The sequence below is a fragment of the Streptomyces sp. NPDC056296 genome, assembly GCF_042268605.1.
In the GTDB taxonomy this organism is placed as follows: Bacteria; Actinomycetota; Actinomycetes; order Streptomycetales; family Streptomycetaceae; genus Streptomyces.
Window position 1 is genome coordinate 26632 of sequence record NZ_JBHJRX010000049.1, and the last position, 20787, is coordinate 47418.

Consider the following 20787-nt stretch of genomic DNA (forward strand, 5'->3'; position numbering starts at 1 on the left):
AGGGGGCCGGGCCCGGCTGCCGGGATGCTCGACGGCGTCCGGCGGTGGCTCGCCGAGAGCGGGGCCGAACCGACGCCCGCGCGTGTGGCGCAGGCCCTGCGGGAGCAGGGGCGCGTGCTCGGGGACGCGGAGATCCTCGGCGCCGCCGAGCAGTTGAGGTCGGAACTCGTCGGCAGCGGGCCACTGGAACCGCTGCTCGCCGACCCGTCGGTGACCGACGTACTGGTGTCCGCACCGGACCGGGTCTGGGTGGACCGGGGCGGCGGCCTCGAACTGACGACGGTCTCCTTCCCGGACGCCGGTGCGGTACGGCGGCTCGCGCAGCGCCTCGCCACTGTCGCGGGGCGCCGGCTGGACGACGCCAGGCCGTGGGTGGACGCCCGGCTGCCCGACGGCACCCGGCTGCACGCGGTACTGCCTCCGGTCGCCGTCGGCTGCACATGTCTGTCACTACGGGTGGTGCGGCCGCGCGCGTTCACCCTCGACGAACTCGCGGCGGCGGGCACCGTGCCGCCCGGCGGTGACCGCGTACTGCGCGCCCTGCTGGGAGCACGGCTGTCCTTCCTCGTCAGCGGTGGCACCGGCAGCGGCAAGACGACACTGCTGAGCGCGCTGCTCGGGCTCGTCGGACCGGACGAGCGCATCGTGCTCGCCGAGGACTCGGCGGAGCTGCGGCCGGACCATCCGCACGTCGTCCGCCTGGAGACCAGACCCGCCAACCAGGAGGCCGCGGGCCTGGTGACCCTGGAGGACCTGGTGCGGCAGGCGCTGCGCATGCGACCGGACCGGCTGGTCGTCGGCGAGGTGCGCGGCCCCGAAGTGGTCCATCTGCTCGCGGCGTTGAACACCGGCCACGAGGGCGGCTGCGGGACGGTGCACGCCAACGCCGCCGCCGACGTACCGGCCCGGCTGGAGGCGCTGGGCACGGCCGCGGGCCTCGACCGGGCGGCCCTGCACAGCCAGCTCGCGGCTGCCCTGTCGGTGGTCCTGCACTTGGTACGGGACAGGTCCGGACGGCGCCGGATCGCCGAGGTGCACGTACTGGAGCGCGACCCGTCGGGGCTGGTGCGGACGGTGCCGGCGCTGCGGTGGGGAGCGGAGGCCTTCGTGGCCGAGCGCGGGTGGGAGCGGCTGCGGGAGCTGCTCAGCGGTGACGGGCTCGACACGCGAGCCGTCGGACGGGAGGTGTACAGGTGACGGGGACGGTTGGGCTGTCGACGGGCGTGGCCCTGGTGTGTCTGGGGGCGGCGGCGTGGTCGGCCGGGAGCGGGTGGCACTCCGGGGCCCGGCGCGCGCGGCTGGTGCTCGCCGACGGCGTGGCGGCCGGCACCGGGCCACCCGCACTGCGCCGGGTGACGGACGGGCTGCGGCGTGTCCGTGGCCGGCTGCGGCCCGAGTGGTGGTCGTTCGCGGCCGGGCTGCTGTTGGCGGTGCTGGGGAACTCGGTGCTGCCGGTCATCGCGGGGGCGGCCGGGGTGCCGGTGCTGCGGCGGACGCGGCTGGCCGGCCGGGCACGGCGGGCCCGGGAGCACCAGCGGGACGGGGTGATCGCGTTGTGCGGGGCGCTCGCCGGGGAGGTGCGCGCGGGGCGGCAGCCGGGCGAGGCGCTGTTGTGTGCCGCCCACGACTCCGGAGGGCTCGGTGAAGCGCAGGCGACGGTGCTGGCGGCGGCCCGGTTCGGCGGGGACGTCCCGGGGGCGCTCGCGGCGGCGGCGCGGCAGCCGGGTGCCGAGGGGTTGCGGGGGCTCGCGGCGTGCTGGCGGGTCGCCGTGGACCAGGGTGCCGGGCTGGCGGCCGGGCTCGACCGGCTGGAGGGCGCACTGCGCGCCGAACGGGACCAGCGCTGCGACCTGCGGGCCCAGTTGGCGGGCGCTCGCGCCACGGCGGTGATGCTCGCCGGCCTGCCGGTCCTTGGCCTCCTGCTCGGCTTCGCCCTCGGTGCCGACCCGCTGCACGTGCTGCTGCACACCGGAGCCGGGCTGGGCTGTCTGCTGGCCGGCGGGGTTCTGGAGGGCCTGGGCGTGTGGTGGGTGACGCGGATCGTGCGGGCTGCGGAGGCGGTGTCGTGAACGGGGAGGTTGTCCACAGGCTGGGGGCAGTGGTGGGGACGCTGCTGGTGGCCGGATGGCTGGCGCGCACGGTCGGGGCCGCACGGCGGGAGCGGAAGGTACGCGGGCGACTCACCGCGCTGCTGACCCCGCGACCGGACCGCGCCGTCCCACGACGCGCCGAGGTGCTGGGCGCCGTGCGCGGATGGCTGCCGCTGGTGGGCACGGTGGGTGCCGGCTGGGCCCTGGTCGGGGGTGGTGCCGGAGTCGTGGTGGGGCTGCTGGGCGCGGCAGCGCTGTGGCGTTGGCGCTCCCGACGGTCGGCCTCCGGTACGGCCGCTGCGGAGACCGTTGCCGCGGAAGCCGCTCGCCAGATGCCGTTGGCGGCCGATCTGCTGGCCGCGTGCATCGCGGCGGGTGCCGGACCGGTGGCCGCGGCCCAGGCGGTGGGCGACGCCCTCGGCGGGCCCGTCGGAGAAGCGTTGGGGCGCGGCGCCGCCGAGGTCCGGCTCGGCGGTGAACCGGGCGGTTCCTGGCGGGGCTTGGCCGCGATTCCGGGCGCCGGGCCGCTGGCGCGGCTACTGGAACGGGCCGACGTGTCCGGCCTGCCCGCGGCCGGTCCGGTCGCCCGGCTCGCCGCCCAGGCCCGTGCCGACTGGGGTCGCGCCACGACCGCCCGAGCCCGCCGGGCGGCCGTCATGGTCACCGCGCCGGTGGGGCTGTGCTTCCTGCCCGCGTTCATCGCGGTGGGCGTACTGCCGGTGGTGATCGGGCTCGCGAGCGGGGCGCTGGGAGACGGAGGACGTGGCGGCTGACGGAACGGAGAGGGCGGGCGGGCGCCGGGCCCGCGAGTGAGTCGACCGACGACGGGACGACGGGACGAGCAAGTGGCAACGGGAACGGACCTTACGGGGGTTGCGATGTATCAGGCGGTACGGGCACGGCTGAGTGCCCTGGTGCGCGGAGCAGTACGGGTGGCGCGGCGGGACGGCGGGATGGTCACTTCGGAGTACGCGATGGGGATCGTCGCCGCGGTGGCGTTCGCCGTGGTCCTCTACAAGGTGGTGACGAGCGGCGCGGTCAGCGCGGAGCTGCAGGGCATCGTGAAGCAGGCACTCGATGCGCGGATGTGAGCGGGCAGCGAGGGCGGGAGCCCGCAGAGGCCTCGCCGGCCATTCCGACAGGGGATTCGTGACGGCGGAGACGGCCGTGGTGCTGCCGGTGCTGGTGGTGTTCGCGATGGCGCTGGTGTACGGGCTGCTTGTGGTGGCCGCTCAGATCCAGTGCGTGGACGCGGCCCGGACGGGCGCCCGCGCGGCGGCCCGTCAGGATCCGGCCGACGCGGTCGTCGAGGTCACGAGAGAGGCGGCACCGCGCGGGGCGCGGGTCACGGTCAGCCGGGAGGCGGGCCAGGTCCGCGTGACCGTGGTGGCCGAGCCACCGGCGTTGCAGGGGCTGCCCTTCGAGGTCCGGGAGGAGGCCGTGGCTTCGGTGGAGCAGACGGCGGGGGCGGGGCCATGACGGGCGGTGTCCTGCCCCGGTCGGAGCCCGGCCGATGCGTTGACGCTGGCGCTGGCGCTGGCGCTGGCGCCGGCTCGGGCGCCGGCTCGGGCACTGGATCCGGCGCTGGCTCGAGCACTCGGTCCGGCTTGGTCTCGGGCTCGGGCTCGAACTCGTGCTTGGGCACTGTCTTCGGCTCGGGCTCTGCCCCGGGCTCTGGCTTCGGTTCGGACTCGGGCTTCGGCTTCGGTTCGGACTCGGGCTTCGGCTTCGGTTCGGGCTCTGCCCCGGGCTTCGGCTTCGGTTCGGGCTCCGGCTCCGGCTCCGGCTCCGGCTCAGGGTCCGGCTCGGGCTCCGGGTCCGGGTCCGGCTCGGGCTCAGGGACCGGGACCGGCTCAGGGTCCGGGCCCGGGTCGGGCTCTGCCTCGGGCACTGGCTCCGGCTCCGGGTGTGGTTCCGGTTTCGGGGGCGGCTCCGACAGAGGGTCCGCAACGGTCTGGAGCGTCGGCGCCGTCGCCGTTCTGTGCCTGGTGTTCGGCATCGTGCTGGCTCTGGGACAGGCCGTCGTAGCCCGGCATCGCGCGGCCGGCGGCGCCGATTTGGCGGCGCTCGCGGCGGCGGACCACTGGGCACGGGGCGGCACGGCCGCGTGTGCCAGGGCGGACCAGATCGCGCGGGCCCAGGGGACGCGGCTGGTGCGGTGCGTGCTCACCGGTCAGGTCTCGGACGTGACGGCGGCGTCCGGCCGAGGTCCGTTCGCGGCGGAGGTCCGGGCGAGAGCGGGGCCGGCGACGGACGTACCGGGGACGGACGTACCGGGGACGGGCGCCCCGGTCGCGGGTGCCCCAGGGGAGGTCGTCTCGCTGGCGGGTGTCCCGGGGGCGGGCGCCCCTCTAGCGGGTGTCCCAGGGGTGGTCGTCTCACCGGCGGGTGCCCCGAGGGAGGTCGTCTCACCGGCGGGCGCCCCGGAGGCGGTTGCCCCTGGGACGGGCGCCCTGAGGCGGCTGTCCCACTGACCGGTGCCCCGGCGTCCGGTGTCCCGGCGACCGGTGTCCCGGCGTCCGGTGTCCCGGCGTCCGGTGTCCCGCCGAGGGAGCATCTGGCCGAGGTGGCGCCTACCTATCCGGCCTCCGTACCGGCCGCCTCCGTACCCGCCGCCTCCGTACCGGCGGCGGGGCCCAGCTCCGGATCCCGATCCAGATCCGCCCCCGCTTCCGCGCCCCGGTCCGCCACCCCCTCCGCCGCTCCCCGCAACAGCACCGTGAGAAGCCGTACGGCTCCCCGCTTGTGCAGCGGCTCGTTGCCGTTGCCGCACTTGGGGGACTGGATGCAGGACGGGCAGCCGGCGTCGCACTCGCAGGAGGCGATGGCCTCCCGGGTGGCCGTGAGCCACTCGCGGGCCGTGTGGAAGGCGCGCTCGGCGAAGCCCGCGCCGCCGGGGTGGCCGTCGTAGACGAAGACGGTCGGGAGGAGCGTGTCGGGGTGCAGGGGGACCGACACGCCGCCGATGTCCCAGCGGTCGCAGGTCGCGAACAGGGGCAGCATGCCGATCGAGGCGTGCTCGGCGGCGTGCAGGGCCCCGCCGAGGATCTCCGGGTTGACCCGGGCCGCGTCCAGCTGATCCTCGGTGACCGTCCACCACACCGCGCGGGTGCGCAGCGTCCGAGGAGGGAGGTCCAGCTTCGTCTCACCCAGGACCTCGCCGGTGATGAGGCGCCGGCGCAGGAAGGAGACCACTTGGTTGGTGACCTCGACGGAGCCGTAGCACAGTCGCCCGTCGCCCCAGGGGACCTCGATGTCGGTCTCCAGGACCGAGATCGCCGTCGTGTCGCGGGCGACCGTCGAGTAGGCGGGGGTGGCCTGCTCGACCAGCGCGACGGAGTCCTCCAGGTCGAGGGAGCGGACGAGATACGTGCGGCCCTGGTGGAGGTGTACGGCGCCCTCGTGGACCGTGGTGTGGGCGGCGCCGGCGTCCACCGTGCCCAGCAGCCGGCCCGTCCCCGCCTCGACGACCTGGACCGGCCGTCCGCCCTCCCCGCGGATGTCGGTCAGGTCGGCGGCCCGCTCCCGGCGCGTCCAGTGCCAGGCCCGCGTCCGGCGGCGCAGCAGCCTGGCCGCCTCCAGCTGGGGAAGCAACTCCTCGCAGGCGGGGCCGAACAGCGTCAGGTCCTCGTCGGTCAGGGGCAGCTCGGCCGCCGCCGCGCACAGGTGGGGGGCGAGGACGTACGGGTTGTCGGGGTCGAGGACCGTGGACTCCACGGGCTGGTCGAACAGGGCCTCGGGGTGGTGGACGAGGAAGGTGTCCAGCGGATCGTCGCGGGCCACCAGCACCGCGAGGGCTCCCTGCCCGGACCGCCCCGCCCGGCCCGCCTGCTGCCACAGCGACGCCCGGGTGCCCGGGTAGCCGGCGATCACCACGGCGTCCAGGCCGGAGATGTCGAGGCCGAGTTCCAGGGCGTTCGTCGCCGCGAGGCCGAGGAGTTCGCCGGAGTGCAGGGCACGTTCCAGGGCGCGTCGCTCCTCGGGGAGATAGCCGCCGCGGTACGCCGCCACGCGCCGGGGCAGCGAGCGGTCGACCTCGGCCAGACGTTCCTTGGCGATCACCGAGATCAGCTCGGCGCCACGCCGGGAGCGTACGAAGGTGATCGAACGCATCCCCTGCACGGTGAGGTCGGTGAGCAGGTCGGCGGCCTCGGCGGTGGCCGTGCGGCGGACCGGCGCGCCCTTCTCGCCCTCCATCTCGGTCAGCGGCGGCTCCCAGAGGGCGAACACCAGTTCACCGCGCGGTGACGCGTCGTCGGCGACCTCGACCACCGGCAGGCCGGTGAGTCGGCGGGCCGCCACCGAGGGCTCCGCGGCGGTGGCGGAGGCGAGCAGGAAGACGGGCGACGCGCCGTAGCGGGCACACAGTCGGCGCAATCTGCGCAGCACCTGGGCGACATGGGAGCCGAAGACGCCGCGGTAGGTGTGGCACTCGTCGATGACGACGTATTTCAGCGATTTCAGGAAGGAGGACCAGCGCGAGTGGGACGGCAGGATGCCGCGGTGCAGCATGTCGGGGTTGGTCAGCATGTAGGTGCCGTACTGGCGGATCCACTCGCGTTCCTCGAACGGCGTGTCGCCGTCGTACACGGCGGTCCGTACGGATGTGCCCAGAGGTTGTGAAAGTTCCTTCACGGACCGGCACTGATCGGCGGCCAGCGCCTTGGTCGGAGCCAGGTAGAGGGCGGTGGCGCCACGCCCGTTGGGGGCCTCGGATCCGTCCAGGAGCGTCGACAGCACCGGCACCAGATACGCCAGGGACTTGCCGGACGCGGTGCCCGTGGCGACGACCACCGAGTCGCCGTCCAGGGCGTGCTCGGCCACGCGTGCCTGGTGGGCCCAGGGGTGTTCGATGCCCGCGGCCCGCACCGCCGCGAGGACCTCCGGTCGAATCCGGTCCGGCCAGACGGCATGACGGCCCGCACGCGGGGGCAAGTGCTCCGTATGAGTGATGCGCGCAGCCCGGCTCGGTCCCGCGGCGAGCCGGTCCAGGAGCATGCCTGGTTCCGGCCTGGAGCCGGGCTCCGCCGGGGGTCGATCGGATCGGTGATTCTTGGCCATCGGCACCGAGTCTGTCACCGGCGTGACGGACAATGGGACCAAGGCGTCGTGCACGCCTGCCGGTAAGTGATTGAATGCCATCGCGGCTGGCGAACCGTCCTGGGGGCTTCAAGCCGAGGTGTCCCGAAGGGCGACCCGCTCGATAGCAAGGTGCTGGAGGATCCGTGGACCTGTCCCTGTCGACCCGTACCGTCGGCGATCGTACGGTCGTCGAGGTCGGTGGCGAAATTGACGTATACACCGCGCCCAAGCTGCGAGAGCAGCTGGTCGAGCTCGTGAACGACGGGAGTTTCCACCTCGTCGTCGACATGGAGGGCGTGGACTTCCTCGACTCCACCGGGCTCGGCGTGCTGGTCGGCGGACTGAAGCGGGTGCGTGCCCATGAGGGCTCGCTGCGCCTGGTCTGCAACCAGGAGCGCATTCTCAAGATCTTCCGTATCACCGGCCTCACCAAGGTGTTCCCCATTCACACCTCGGTCGAGGAAGCGGTGGCGGCCACCGACTGACGACCGGTCCCGGGCCCCTGGGCCCGGGACGGCAGTAGAACAAAGTAGAACAAGGGGGGTCCGGGCTGTCGGCGGCCCGGACCCCCGAAAGCACGCCCGTAGTTCCGAGGGGGATGCATGGCCACCGTTGAACTCCGCTTCAGCGCGCTGCCCGAGCATGTCCGCACCGCCCGTCTGGTGGCGGCGGCGGTGGCACGCAGGGCCGGAGTGGACGAGGCCGTCCTCGACGAGGTCAGGCTCGCCGTCGGCGAGGCCTGCACCCGGGCTGTGGGTCTGCATCAGCACGTCGGCATCACGGCGCCGGTCAAGGTGTCGCTGATCGAGGAGGAGAAGCAGTTCTCCATCGAGGTCGGCGACGAGGCGCCGCACGCGGTACCCGGGGCCGGAAACCCGGGCACCGCCGCCGACGCACTGGAGGCCGAGGAGGACGAGATGGGTCTCGCGGTCATCAGCGGACTCGTCGACGACGTGGAGGTCACGGCCGGCGAGGACGGCGGACTGATCCGCATGACCTGGCCGACCGCACCGGCGGTGCTGCCGCCGGTCTGACACCCACTTCGCCGACCCGAAGTCGACCGTCTCACCGTCTCACCGTCTCACCCGAAGGGCCCTACCTCGTAGGGCCCTTCGTCATGTGTCATGTGCGGAAGCCGAGGTCCACGCATACAGTGGTGCCGAGCGGGCGTTAAGTGAATTCATTCACGATCAGCCGTGCGGTCAATCGTGCGACCAATCGTGCGGTCAATCGCGCGGAAAAGGATCACGACGTTAATGCCAGAAGGGCATTACTACTTCTGGGCCCCTTGTGGTTGACAGGCCAATTCCTTTTGTCGTGCACTGTTTTGATCAGGTTCCGGTACCTACAATCCCGTCCACATCTTGAGCTCAGCCCAAGCGTCAAGGAGGACGAATGGCGGAGCTTTCCACCCCTCATCAGTTGGGCGATACCTCGACCATCGCAGCCGCCGTGCTGACCGACTCGAACCGCGCCCTGGTCGCGGTCATCGCGGTCGTCGCGCTGGCCGCGCTGGTGCTCGCGGGTGTCCTGGTGCGCCAGGTACTCGCGGCGGGCGAGGGAACCGACAGCATGAAGAAGATCGCGGCGGCCGTCCAGGAAGGCGCGAACGCCTATCTGGCCAGGCAGCTTCGCACGCTCGGCGTATTCGCCGTCGTCGTGTTCTTTCTGCTCATGCTGCTGCCCGCGGACGACTGGAATCAACGGGCCGGACGATCGATCTTCTTCCTGATCGGCGCGGCGTTCTCGGCGGCCACCGGCTATATCGGCATGTGGCTCGCCGTGCGCAGCAATGTGCGCGTCGCCGCGGCGGCGCGGGAAGCGACACCGGCCCCCGGCGAACCGGAAAAGGATCTCACTCTCGTCTCGCACAAAGCTACGAAGATCGCATTTCGCACGGGCGGCGTGGTCGGCATGTTCACGGTGGGGCTCGGCCTGCTGGGTGCCTGCTGCGTGGTGCTGGTGTACGCGGCCGACGCGCCGAAGGTGCTGGAGGGCTTCGGCCTCGGTGCCGCGCTGATCGCGATGTTCATGCGAGTCGGCGGCGGCATCTTCACCAAGGCCGCCGACGTCGGCGCCGACCTGGTCGGCAAGGTCGAGAAGGGCATCCCGGAGGACGATCCGCGCAATGCCGCGACCATCGCCGACAACGTGGGCGACAACGTCGGCGACTGTGCGGGCATGGCGGCCGACCTCTTCGAGTCGTACGCCGTGACCCTGGTGGCCGCGCTGATCCTCGGCAAGGTGGCCTTCGGCGACGCGGGACTCGCGTTCCCGCTGCTGGTACCGGCGATCGGCGTGATCACCGCCATGATCGGCATCTTCGCGGTGGCGCCCCGGCGGTCCGACCGCAGTGGTATGAGCGCGATCAACCGGGGATTCTTCATCTCCGCGGTGATCTCGCTGGTGCTGGTGGCGGTGGCCGTCTTCGTCTACCTGCCCGGGAAGTACTCGGAGCTGGACGGCGTCACGGACGCGGCGATCGCCGGCCGGGACGGCGACCCGCGGATCCTCGCACTCGTCGCGGTGGCGATCGGCATCGTGCTCGCCGCCCTGATCCAGCAGCTCACCGGCTACTTCACCGAGACCACCCGGCGCCCCGTCAAGGACATCGGCAAGTCCTCGCTCACGGGGCCCGCCACCGTCGTCCTGGCCGGGATCTCGCTCGGCCTCGAATCCGCCGTCTACACCGCCCTGTTGATCGGCCTCGGCGTCTACGGGGCCTTCCTGCTCGGCGGTGCGTCGATCATGCTGGCGCTGTTCGCGGTGGCGCTGGCCGGCACCGGCCTGCTCACCACGGTCGGTGTGATCGTCGCCATGGACACCTTCGGGCCGGTCTCCGACAACGCGCAGGGCATCGCCGAGATGTCCGGCGACGTCGAGGGCGCCGGCGCCCAGGTGCTCACCGACCTGGACGCGGTCGGCAACACCACCAAGGCCATCACCAAGGGCATCGCCATCGCCACCGCCGTCCTCGCGGCGGCGGCCCTCTTCGGGTCGTACCGCGACGCCATCACCACCGGCGCGGCGGACGTGGGCGAGAAACTCAGCGGTGAGGGCGCGCCGATGAGTCTGATGATGGACATCTCACAGCCCAACAACCTGGTCGGGCTCATCGCGGGCGCGGCGGTCGTCTTCCTCTTCTCGGGGCTGGCGATCAACGCGGTCTCGCGGTCGGCGGGGGCGGTGGTCTACGAGGTGCGGCGGCAGTTCCGGGAGCGGCCCGGGATCATGGACTACACCGAGAAACCGGAGTACGGCAAGGTCGTCGACATTTGCACCAGGGACGCACTGCGGGAACTCGCCACGCCCGGGCTGCTCGCCGTGATGGCGCCCATCTTCATCGGGTTCACGCTCGGTGTGGGAGCGCTCGGGGCGTTCCTGGCGGGCGCGATCGGCGCGGGCACGCTGATGGCGGTGTTCCTCGCCAACTCCGGTGGTTCCTGGGACAACGCCAAGAAACTCGTCGAGGACGGTCACCACGGCGGCAAGGGCAGCGAGGCCCACGCCGCCACCGTCATCGGCGACACCGTCGGCGACCCGTTCAAGGACACCGCGGGTCCGGCGATCAACCCCCTGCTGAAGGTCATGAACCTGGTGGCGCTGCTCATCGCGCCGGCGGTCATCAAGTTCTCCTACGGCGCCGACAAGAGCATCGGCGTACGGGTCGCGATCGCCGTCGTCGCGTTCCTCGTCATCGCCGCGGCGGTCTACGTGTCCAAGCGGCGCGGAATCGCGATGGGAGACGAGGACGACGGCGAACGGGAGCCCAAGTCGGCCGATCCGGCGGTGGTTTCGTAGGCCCGAGCCCGGAGCGTCGTGGAGGCGCAGGTCAAAGGGTGGGCGGACGGCGCGTGTTGACGCGTCGTCCGCCCGCGTCGTGCGTGCGTGCGCCCCTCACCGTGAGCCTTCTCTCTCTTGGTGCAAATGGCTGCAATACGGTCTTAATGGATGTTCGTCCTGCGAGTGTCCCCCATCCGGCGTGTATGTTCCGGGGCCGAGAGCCATGGAAGGGACCAATCCGGTGAACAAGAAGCTCGCGGCCGCACTGTCCGGCGGTGCGGTACTGGTACTGGCGCTGACGGGATGCGGCAGCAGCGACGACAACGACAAGCTGGACTCCTGGGCGAAGGACGTCTGCGACGCCGTCCAGCCGCAGGCCAGGAAGATCGAGGCGGCCAACGCGGCGATCCAGAAGGAGACCTCGGACAACAGCACGCCGGCCGAGGTCCAGAAGACCGACGCGAAGGCGTTCCAGGACATGTCCGACGCCTACAAGGCGATGGGCAGCGCCGTCCAGAAGGCCGGGGCGCCGGACGTCGACGGCGGCGAGAAGAAGCAGAAGGACGCGGTCACAGAGCTCAACGGCCTCTCCTCGTCGTACGCCTCCCTGAGGAAGCAGGTGGAGGACCTCGACACCAAGGACCAGGCGAAGTTCGCCGACGGTCTCAAGGACATCGCCACCGAGCTGAACAAGCTCAGCAAGAGCGGCAACGACGCGCTGAAGACCCTGGAGGAGGGCGACGTCGGCCAGGCGATGGCCAAGCAGGAGAGCTGCAAGTCGGCCTCGGTGACGCCGTCGGCCGCGGCCGGCTGACCTCTGCCGCACGGGGGCGGGGCGGGGGCCGCAGGGCCACAATGGGGGTGTGAGTAACGCCAGCCTGTCCCCCCTGCCCTCCGCCGACCGCCCCGACGTGACCGCCCGGCTGCGGGACGCCCTGCTCGGGGCCTCCTTCACCGCCGACGGACTGCTGGAGCTGCTCGGCGCCCCCGCCTACGCGGCGCTGTCGCGCAGCGAGACCGTGCCCGCGCTCCGGGCCACCCGCGGCGACACGCCGCTCGAACTGCTCGTACGGCTGTTCCTGCTCCAGCAACCGGTGCCCCACGCGCGCGTGGCGGACGTCCTGCCCGTCGACGCCTGCCTGGAGAGCGGGTGGCTCGTCCGCGCGGGCGACGACGAGGTGGCGGCCACCGTGGACGTACGGCCGTACGGCGGGCCCGGCGGCGAGGACTGGTTCATCGTCTCCGACCTGGGCTGCGCGGTCGGCGGCGCCGGCGGCATCGGCAACCGCGCCGAGGGCGTCGTCCTCGGCGTCGGCGGCGCGTCCATGACGCTGGCCGGCCTCACCGTCCGTACGCCCGTCTCCGCCGCCCTCGACCTCGGCACCGGTTCCGGCATCCAGGCGCTGCACGCCGCCCGGCACGCCACGCGCGTGACGGCGACCGACCTCAACCCGCGCGCGCTGCACATCACCGCGCTCACGCTCGCCCTGTCCGGGGCCCCGGCCGCCGAACTGCGCGAGGGCTCGCTCTACGAGCCGATCGAGGACGACGAGACGTACGACCTGATCGTCTCCAACCCGCCGTTCGTGATCTCGCCCGGCGCCCGCCTCACCTACCGCGACGGCGGAATGGGCGGGGACGATCTGTGCCGCTCGCTCGTTCAGCAGACGGGGGAGCGCCTGAACGAGGGCGGGTTCGCGCACTTCCTCGCCAACTGGCAGCACGTGGAGGGGGAGGACTGGACGGACCGGCTGCGCTCCTGGGTGCCGCGCGGCTGCGACGCCTGGATCGTGCAGCGCGAGGTGCAGGACGTCACGCAGTACGCCGAGCTGTGGCTCAGGGACGCGGGCGACCACCGCGCCGACGCGGCCGAGTACCAGGCGCGGTACGACGCGTGGCTGGACGAGTTCGAGACGCGCAAGGTCAGGGCCGTCGGCTTCGGCTGGATCACCCTGCGCCGGACCGGGTCCGCCGAGCCCTCGATCACCACCGAGGAGTGGCCGCACCCGATCGAGCAGCCGCTCGGCGAGACCGTGCGCGCGCATTTCGACCGGGTCGACTACCTGCGCGCCCACGACGACGCCGCCCTGCTCGAGGCGCACTTCACACTGGCCGGCGAGGTCGTCCAGGAGCAGGTCGGGCTGCCCGGCGCCGAGGACCCGGAGCACGTCGTCCTGCGCCAGAACCGCGGCATGCGCCGGGCCACCCGGGTCGACACCGTCGGCGCCGGTTTCGCGGGCGTCTGCGACGGCACCATGAGCGCGGGCCGCATCCTGGACGCCATCGCCCAGCTGGTGGGCGAGGACCCGGTGGCGCTGCGCGACCGCACGCCCGCCCAGATCCGGCTGCTGGTGGAGCAGGGGTTCCTCGAACCGGCGTAGACACGCGTCGGCGGTCCCCGCCGCCCGGACCCGCCCTCGTACGGGAAGACGGGAAGTACGAGGGCGCCGTACGGGAAGTACGAGGGCGCCGTACGGGAAGTACGAGGGCGCCGTACGGGAAGTACGAGGGCGCCGTACGGGAAATACGAGGGCGCCGTACGGGAAGAACGAGCCACGGGCAGGGGCACACCGAGTCCGTCGGCTCCCCGTTCACCTCGGGTTCGCCTGCCCGCCGCCCGCGCGTGCCAGCCTCCCGGAGGCTGAACACTCGCGGGTTGGAGAAAAGGGGCACGGGGACCATGGAAAGCGGGCCGGCGATCTTCGCGGGAATGGTGTTCGCCCTGTTCGGGGCCGGTCTGCTGGTGTGGACCGCGACGCGGGTCCGGCACGGCCGGCCCGTCGCGCACGGTGTGAGCCCCGTCGCATCGGCGACCGTCGCGAGCGTCGCCGCCGTGGTCGCGCTGGTCCTCGGGGCATGGTGCCTGACGCACGTGTGAGAGGCCGGTTCCGGACCCCGGCCGCATCCCCGCCCGCGTAATCGGCGGGTCGCGCTCCGGATGCACGCGTCAGGGCCGGTAAACACTCCGGGCGGCAGGAACAGGGTTCGTCGGGTTACCGTTCGAGTGGCCGTTGCGGGCTTTTCCCGTTTGACACGGGGGCGGGAGGTACCGTCACACTCCGCAGCGTCACGACCGAAGCGCAGCACGACCCGACCCCGGGAGCACTGCCTGGGGAGGCCCCAGCGTCGACCGGAGAGAAGAGCGAAGTTGTCCCCGACCAGCGAGACCGCGAACGGCGGCCGCCGACTCGTCATCGTCGAGTCGCCTGCCAAGGCGAAGACGATCAAGGGCTATCTCGGCCCTGGCTACGTCGTCGAGGCGAGCGTCGGGCACATTCGCGACCTTCCCAGCGGTGCGGCGGAGGTGCCGGAGAAGTACACCGGCGAGGTCCGCCGCCTCGGTGTGGACGTCGAACACGACTTCCAGCCCATCTATGTGGTCAACGCCGACAAGAAGGCGCAGGTCAAGAAGCTCAAGGACCTGCTGAAGGACTCCGACGAGCTCTTCCTCGCCACCGATGAGGACCGCGAGGGCGAGGCCATCGCCTGGCACCTCCAGGAAGTCCTCAAGCCGAAGATCCCGGTCAAGCGCATGGTGTTCCACGAGATCACCAAGGACGCGATCCGGGCCGCCGTGGCCAACCCGCGCGAGCTCAACCAGAAGCTCGTCGACGCCCAGGAGACCCGCCGCATCCTCGACCGCCTCTACGGCTACGAGGTCTCGCCGGTCCTCTGGAAGAAGGTCATGCCGAAGCTGTCGGCCGGCCGCGTCCAGTCCGTCGCCACGCGCCTCGTCGTCGAGCGGGAGCGCGAGCGCATCGCGTTCCGTTCCGCCGAGTACTGGGACCTGACGGGCACCTTCGCGACCGGCCGCGCGGGGGACCAGTCCGACCCGTCGTCGCTGGTCGCCCGCCTCCAGACCGTCGACGGACGGCGGGTCGCACAGGGCCGCGACTTCGACTCCCTGGGGCAGATCAAGAGCGCGAACACCCTCCACCTCGACGAGGCGAACGCCCGCGCGCTCGCCGCCGCGCTGGAGAACACGCGCTTCGCCGTCCGCTCCGTCGAGTCCAAGCCGTACCGCCGCTCGCCGTACGCCCCGTTCCGTACGACGACGCTCCAGCAGGAGGCGAGCCGCAAGCTCGGCTTCGGCGCCAAGTCGACCATGCAGGTCGCCCAGAAGCTGTACGAGAACGGCTACATCACCTACATGCGTACGGACTCGACGACCCTGAGCGACACGGCGGTCACCGCCGCCCGCGCCCAGGTCACGCAGCTGTACGGCGCCGACTACCTCCCCGCCCAGCCGCGGACGTACGCCGGCAAGGTCAAGAACGCGCAGGAGGCGCACGAGGCGATCCGCCCCTCCGGCGACCGCTTCCGCACGCCCGCCGAGACCGGTCTGACCGGCGACCAGTTCAAGCTGTACGAGCTGATCTGGAAGCGGACCGTCGCCTCCCAGATGAAGGACGCGACCGGCAACAGCGTCACCGTGAAGATCGGCGGCGCGGCCTCCGACGGCCGGGACGTCGAGTTCAGCGCCTCCGGCAAGACGATCACCTTCCACGGCTTCCTGAAGGCCTACGTCGAGGGTGCCGACGACCCGAACGCCGAGCTGGACGACCGCGAGCGCCGGCTGCCGCAGGTCGCCGAGGGCGACGCGCTGACGGCCGAGGAGATCACGGTCGACGGCCACGCCACCAAGCCCCCGGCCCGCTACACCGAGGCGTCGCTGGTCAAGGAGCTGGAAGAGCGCGAGATCGGCCGCCCGTCGACCTACGCGTCGATCATCGGCACGATCCTGGACCGCGGCTACGTCTTCAAGAAGGGCACGGCCCTCGTCCCGTCCTTCCTCTCCTTCGCCGTGGTCAACCTCCTGGAGAAGCACTTCGGGCGGCTCGTCGACTACGACTTCACCGCCAAGATGGAGGACGACCTCGACGCCATCGCCCGCGGCGAGGCGCAGGCGGTGCCGTGGCTGCGGCGCTTCTACTTCGGCGAGGGCGCGGGAAGCGGCGGCGCGGCCGACGCGGGCAACGGCGACGGGGACCACCTCGGCGGCCTCAAGGAGCTGGTGACGGACCTGGGCGCGATCGACGCGCGCGAGGTGTCGTCCTTCCCCGTCGGCAACGACATCAAGCTCCGCGTGGGCCGCTACGGCCCGTACGTCGAGCGTGGCGAGAAGGACTCCGAGAACCACCAGCGCGCCGACGTCCCCGAGGACCTGGCGCCGGACGAGCTGTCCGTCGAGCTGGCGGAGGAACTGCTCGCCAAGCCGAGCGGCGACTTCGAGCTGGGCACCGACCCGGCCACCGGCCACGCCATCGTCGCCAAGGACGGCCGCTACGGCCCCTACGTCACCGAGGTGCTCCCCGAGGGCACCCCGAAGACCGGCAAGAACGCCGTGAAGCCGCGTACGGCCTCGCTGTTCAAGTCGATGGCGCTGGACACGGTCACCCTGGACGACGCCCTGAAGCTCATGTCGCTGCCGCGTGTCGTCGGCGCCGACGCCGAGGGCGTCGAGATCACCGCGCAGAACGGCCGCTACGGCCCGTACCTGAAGAAGGGCACGGACTCCCGGTCCCTCACCTCCGAGGAGCAGCTCTTCTCGATCACGCTGGAGGAGGCGCTGGCGATCTACGCCCAGCCCAAGCAGCGTGGCCGGGCCGCGGCCAAGCCGCCGCTGAAGGAGCTGGGCACCGACCCGGTCAGCGAGAAGCCGGTCGTCGTCAAGGACGGCCGCTTCGGCGCGTACGTCACCGACGGCGAGACCAACGCGACTCTGCGCTCCGGCGACAGCGTCGAGGAGATCACCCCGGAGCGCGGCTACGAGCTGCTCGCCGAGAAGCGCGCCAAGGGGCCCGCCAAGAAGACGGCGAAGAAGGCCGCCGCGAAGAAGGCCCCGGCCAAGAAGGCGACGGCGAAGAAGACCGCGGCCAAGAAGACGACGGCGGCCAAGACGACGGCCGCGAAGAAGACCACGGCCAAGACCGCCACCAAGAAGACGGCCACCACGAAGTCGGCCGCCAAGAAGGCGACCGCGTCGAAGACTTCGGAGGACTGACTTCCTTTCCTCGACGCTTCGCGGACTCTCCCGCAGTGTTCCGCGCTCTTCGCGAAACGAACGCCCCGGCATCATTTCGGTGTCGGGGCGTGCGTACGTTCGGCCGGGCACGCCGGACTGTCACTGACGACCGATAGGCTGAACGCATGACGCGAGCCGAGCAGCCAACGGCCCCTCACCCCGCCCCGGACGACGCCCTGGTCGCGGACTCCCGCGAGCGCGCCGTCCGCGCCCTGCTGCGCCGCCCGCAGCTGAGGCGGTTGTGGAGCGCACAGCTCGTGGGGGGTGTCGGCGACATCCTCGCCCTCCTGGTGCTGGTCCTCCTCGCCGTCCAGGCCGCGATCGGCGCGGGCTCGTTCGGCGGTGGTTACCGGGGCGTGGCATTCGCAGTGGCGACCGTTTTCGGCGTACGCATCCTGGCGACGCTGCTCTTCGGTGCCGTACTGCTGGGGCCCCTCACCTCACTCACCTCGCAGGACGGTCCGCTCGACCGGCGCTGGACCATGGTCGGCGCCGACGGGCTGCGGGCCGGGCTGCTGATCGTCGCGCCCCTGTGGATCGACTGGACGCCGGACGACGCGCTCGCCGTCCTCCTGGTGACCGTCTTCGTCACCGGCGTCGCCGAGCGCTTCTGGACGGTGTGCCGGGAGAGCGCGGCGCCCGCGCTGCTGCCCGCCCCGCCCCCGGAGGGCGCGACGGTACGACCGCTGCCCGACCACATGGACGCGCTGCGCCGCCTGTCGCTGCGTACGAGCTTCGTGGCGGTCCCGCTGGCCGGCGCCGTGCTGGTCGTCGCGGGACTGCTGAACAACCTGCTGGGCGCCGGTGTCGACTGGTTCGCCGAGCATCAGGCGGCGCTCGGTTCGTATGTCGCGGCCGGGCTGTTCGCCGCCTCCCTGTCCGTGGTGACCTTCCTGGAGCTGCCCGGCGTCCGCACCCCGCGCGCGCGGTCGCCGCTGGAGGGCATGCGCCGTCCGAAGAGCGACTCGGGCGTCGACAAGGGCCGCACCGGCGCCCTCCCGCTGCTGGTGCTCGCCTGCGCGGCGGTCGCCGCCGTGGTGGCCGCCGCGGTCGCCGTGGCGGTGCTGCACGCCAAGGACCTCGGCGGCGGCCCCGTGCTGTACGGACTGATGGTGGGCGCGCTGACCGGCGGTGTCGTCGTCGGCATCCGCACGGCCCCCGCCCTGCTGCCCTCACTGTCCCGTCGGCGGCTGCTGGCCCTGGCGATCGCCTTCGCCGGCGTCGCCCTGCTGGCCGCCGGCCTCGTCCCGGACGACACCACCGTGCTGCTGCTCCTCGCGCTGGCCGGAGTCGGCGCGGGCGTCGCGGCCAACACCGGGCACACACTGCTCGACCAGGAGACCGAGGATCACCGCCGGACGCGCACGACCGAGCACCTGCACGCGGTCGTCCGGGTCTATGTGGCGCTCGGCGCGGTCGTCGCGCCGGTGGTGGCGGCGGCGATCGGACCGCACCGCCTGGAGAACGGCAAGTTCGTCTTCGCGCACGGCGGCGCCGCGTTCGTGCTGATGCTGGTCGGCGCGCTGCTGCTGCCGGTGGCCGCGCTGGTGCTGGCCAAGGTCGACGACCGTTCCGGCGTACCGCTGCGGCACGACCTGCGGGACGCGCTGCTCGGCGGCGACGACCCGGTGCCGACGCCCGCGACCAACGGATTCTTCATCGCCCTGGAGGGCGGCGACGGTGCGGGGAAGTCCACCCAGGCCGAGGCACTCGCCGAGTGGATCAGGGGCAAGGGGCACGAGGTCGTGCTGACGCGCGAGCCGGGGGCGACCCCGGTGGGCAAGCGCCTGCGCTCCATCCTGCTGGACGTGTCGAGCGCCGGTCTGTCGCACCGCGCGGAGGCGCTGCTGTACGCCGCCGACCGCGCGGAGCACGTCGACACCGTGGTCCGGCCCGCGCTGGAGCGCGGTGCCGTGGTCATCTCCGACCGGTACATCGACTCCTCGGTGGCCTACCAGGGCGCCGGCCGCGACCTGTCGCCGACCGAGATCGCCCGCATCAACCGCTGGGCGACCGACGGGCTCGTTCCGCACCTGACCGTCCTGCTGGACGTCGCACCGGAGGCCGCGCGCGAGCGGTTCACCGAGGCGCCGGACCGGCTGGAGTCGGAGCCCGCCGAGTTCCACGCGCGCGTGCGCTCCGGTTTCCTGACCCTGGCCGCGGCCGACCCCGGGCGCTACCTCGTCGTGGACGCGGGCCAGGAGCCCGAGGCCGTCACCACCGTCGTGCGCCACCGGCTCGACCAGGTGCTGCCGCTTTCCGAGGCCGAGGTCAAGGCCCAGGAGGAGGCACGCCGCAAGGCCGAGGAGGACGCGCGCCGCAAGGCCGAGGAAGAGGCCGCGCGCAAGGCCGAGGAGGAGCGCCTGGAGCGCGAGCGCCTCGAACAGCTGGAGCGGCTGCGCGCCGAGGAGGAGGAGCGCAAGCGCCGCGAGCTGGAGGAGGCGCAGCGGCGCGAGGCCGAACGGCAGGCCGAGGAGGCCCGGCAGCGGGCCGAGGAAGCGCGCCGGAAGGCCGAGGAGGAGCGGGCACGGCTCCTCGCGGAGGAGAAGGCACGGGCCGAGGAGGAGGCGCGGCGCCGGGCCGAGGAGGAACGGCGGCGCAAGCAGGCCGAGGAGGAGGAGCGCCTGCGCGCCGAGGCCGAGGCCCGGCGCCTGGAGAAGCAGCGCAAGGCCGAGGAGGCCCTGATGCGGGCCGAGGAGGCTCGCCGGGCGGCGGAGCAGGCGGCGGCAGCGGCCGCGGCGGGTCCGAGGCCGACGGCGCCTCCGGCGGCGGACGCACCCCGGCCGAGGCCGGCCGCTCCGGCCCCGTCGGACGCGGTGACCGTGCCGACGCCGGTCGTGACCCCGACGAACGCCTCCGGCGGACCGGTCGAGGACACGGCGGTACTGCGGCCGGTGCGGGACTCGGGTGACCCCGCCGACGCTCGGGACTCGGCCGGCTCGCCGGACGACCGGGGCGGCGCCGAGGACGGCACCCGGGGTGGGCGCGGCGACGACGGCCGGGCGTCCGGGGTGTCCGAGGCGCGCGCACCCGAGTCCGAGTCCGAGTCCGAGACGACGACCGAACTGCCCAAGCCGACGGTGCCGCCCGGCACGACGGGCGCGGCGGACGAGACCGCGGTGCTGCCGGCGGTGGAGCCGCGGGCCGCCGACGAGACGGTGGTGCTGCCGCCTGTGACGCCGCGGGCCGCCGACGAGACGGCGGTGCTGCCGCCTGTGACGCCGCGGGCCGCCGACGAGACGGCGGTGCTGCCGCCCGTCACGCCGGGAGCCGCCGACGAGACCGCGGTGCTGCCCCCCGTACGCGGGGACGACCCCGCCGACCGGGTCCCGCCGGGCTACTTCCGGGAGGACGGCCCGGCCGCTCGCCCCGACCGGTCCGAGGAACCCCAGGACCGCACGCGCGAGCTGCCCCAGATCGACCCCGACCAGGCACCGCCCCGCAGGCGCCGCTCGGACTGGGCCGAGGAGACACCGCTGGACGACCTGCCGACCCTGGCGGACGAGCTGCTCGGCCCGCGTGACGGCGATCACGACGGAGGCGGCCGGGGCGATGGCGGCCGTGGTGACGGTGGCCGGGGCGATGGCGGCCGTGGCGACGGCAGGCGTGGCGACGGCCGTGACGGTGGCGAGGGCCGTCGGGGGAAGGGGCGGGGCCGAGGCTGACGGGTCGCCCCCGGGGTTCCCGTCCTCGCTCGACCTCCGCGTGCCGCTCCCGCTCCCGCTCCCCCCCGGGGGGCCCCGGGCGTCCCCGGCCTCCGTTGTCAGTGCCGCCCCGCACAATGGAGGACGCGACGCGGAGTGCGGA

The 20787-nt window shown here is 72.9% G+C and carries 14 protein-coding genes and 1 pseudogene; 14 read left to right on the plus strand and 1 reads right to left on the minus strand.

Features of this window, described 5'->3' with window-relative positions; all coding sequences use genetic code 11:
- The first annotated feature begins 24 nt into the window (after positions 1-24).
- From ACFCZF_RS30245 to ACFCZF_RS30270, 6 genes and pseudogenes are all read left to right on the plus strand, one after another.
- Positions 25-1197: a TadA family conjugal transfer-associated ATPase gene (locus ACFCZF_RS30245; protein ID WP_376674324.1), complete on the plus strand. Its 1173-nt coding sequence runs from the start codon at positions 25-27 to the stop codon at positions 1195-1197.
- The gene (locus ACFCZF_RS30250; RefSeq protein WP_376674325.1) at positions 1194-2069 is read left to right on the plus strand and encodes a type II secretion system F family protein; all 876 of its coding nucleotides are present in this window, start codon (positions 1194-1196) and stop codon (positions 2067-2069) included. Before ACFCZF_RS30245 ends, ACFCZF_RS30250 begins: the two co-directional genes overlap by 4 nt.
- Entirely contained in the window at positions 2066-2863 is a 798-nt protein-coding gene (locus ACFCZF_RS30255; RefSeq protein ID WP_376674326.1) for a type II secretion system F family protein, read from the plus strand. Before ACFCZF_RS30250 ends, ACFCZF_RS30255 begins: the two co-directional genes overlap by 4 nt.
- Positions 2864-2968: 105 nt before the next feature.
- Positions 2969-3181, plus strand: a complete 213-nt coding sequence (locus tag ACFCZF_RS30260) for a DUF4244 domain-containing protein (protein WP_376674327.1) — start codon at positions 2969-2971, stop codon at positions 3179-3181.
- Entirely contained in the window at positions 3168-3569 is a 402-nt protein-coding gene (locus ACFCZF_RS30265; RefSeq protein ID WP_376674328.1) for a TadE family type IV pilus minor pilin, read from the plus strand. Before ACFCZF_RS30260 ends, ACFCZF_RS30265 begins: the two co-directional genes overlap by 14 nt.
- A gap of 449 nt (positions 3570-4018) precedes the next feature.
- A pseudogene (locus ACFCZF_RS30270) lies at positions 4019-4366 on the plus strand (Rv3654c family TadE-like protein); the annotation flags it as partial.
- A 301-nt stretch (positions 4367-4667) separates the two neighbouring features.
- Here ACFCZF_RS30270 and ACFCZF_RS30275 read toward each other — a convergent pair.
- Positions 4668-7232: a DEAD/DEAH box helicase gene (locus ACFCZF_RS30275; RefSeq protein ID WP_376674329.1), complete on the minus strand. Its 2565-nt coding sequence runs from the start codon at positions 7230-7232 to the stop codon at positions 4668-4670.
- 83 nt (positions 7233-7315) lie between these two features.
- Between ACFCZF_RS30275 and bldG the strand changes: the two genes are divergently transcribed.
- The 8 genes from bldG to tmk all read left to right on the plus strand — a co-directional run bounded on the left by bldG (position 7316) and on the right by tmk (position 20645).
- A complete protein-coding gene (gene bldG, locus ACFCZF_RS30280) occupies positions 7316-7657 on the plus strand; it encodes an anti-sigma factor antagonist BldG (protein WP_003975386.1) in 342 nt (113 codons plus the stop codon).
- Between the two features lie 117 nt (positions 7658-7774).
- The gene (locus tag ACFCZF_RS30285; protein WP_376674330.1) at positions 7775-8206 is read left to right on the plus strand and encodes an ATP-binding protein; all 432 of its coding nucleotides are present in this window, start codon (positions 7775-7777) and stop codon (positions 8204-8206) included.
- Positions 8207-8567: 361 nt separating this feature from the next.
- Complete coding sequence (locus ACFCZF_RS30290; RefSeq protein WP_376674331.1) at positions 8568-10973, plus strand: sodium-translocating pyrophosphatase; 2406 nt, start codon at positions 8568-8570, stop codon at positions 10971-10973.
- 205 nt (positions 10974-11178) lie between these two features.
- Positions 11179-11769, plus strand: a complete 591-nt coding sequence (locus tag ACFCZF_RS30295; protein ID WP_376674332.1) for a small secreted protein — start codon at positions 11179-11181, stop codon at positions 11767-11769.
- A 49-nt stretch (positions 11770-11818) separates the two neighbouring features.
- A complete protein-coding gene (locus ACFCZF_RS30300) occupies positions 11819-13336 on the plus strand; it encodes a class I SAM-dependent methyltransferase (protein ID WP_310872041.1) in 1518 nt (505 codons plus the stop codon).
- A gap of 299 nt (positions 13337-13635) precedes the next feature.
- Positions 13636-13833: a hypothetical protein gene (locus ACFCZF_RS30305; RefSeq protein ID WP_310872040.1), complete on the plus strand. Its 198-nt coding sequence runs from the start codon at positions 13636-13638 to the stop codon at positions 13831-13833.
- A 270-nt stretch (positions 13834-14103) separates the two neighbouring features.
- Entirely contained in the window at positions 14104-16959 is a 2856-nt protein-coding gene (gene topA, locus ACFCZF_RS30310; RefSeq protein WP_376674333.1) for a type I DNA topoisomerase, read from the plus strand.
- Between the two features lie 146 nt (positions 16960-17105).
- On the plus strand, positions 17106-20645 hold the full coding sequence (gene tmk / locus ACFCZF_RS30315; protein ID WP_376674334.1) for a dTMP kinase: 3540 nt from the start codon (positions 17106-17108) through the stop codon (positions 20643-20645).
- Positions 20646-20787 lie beyond the last annotated feature (142 nt).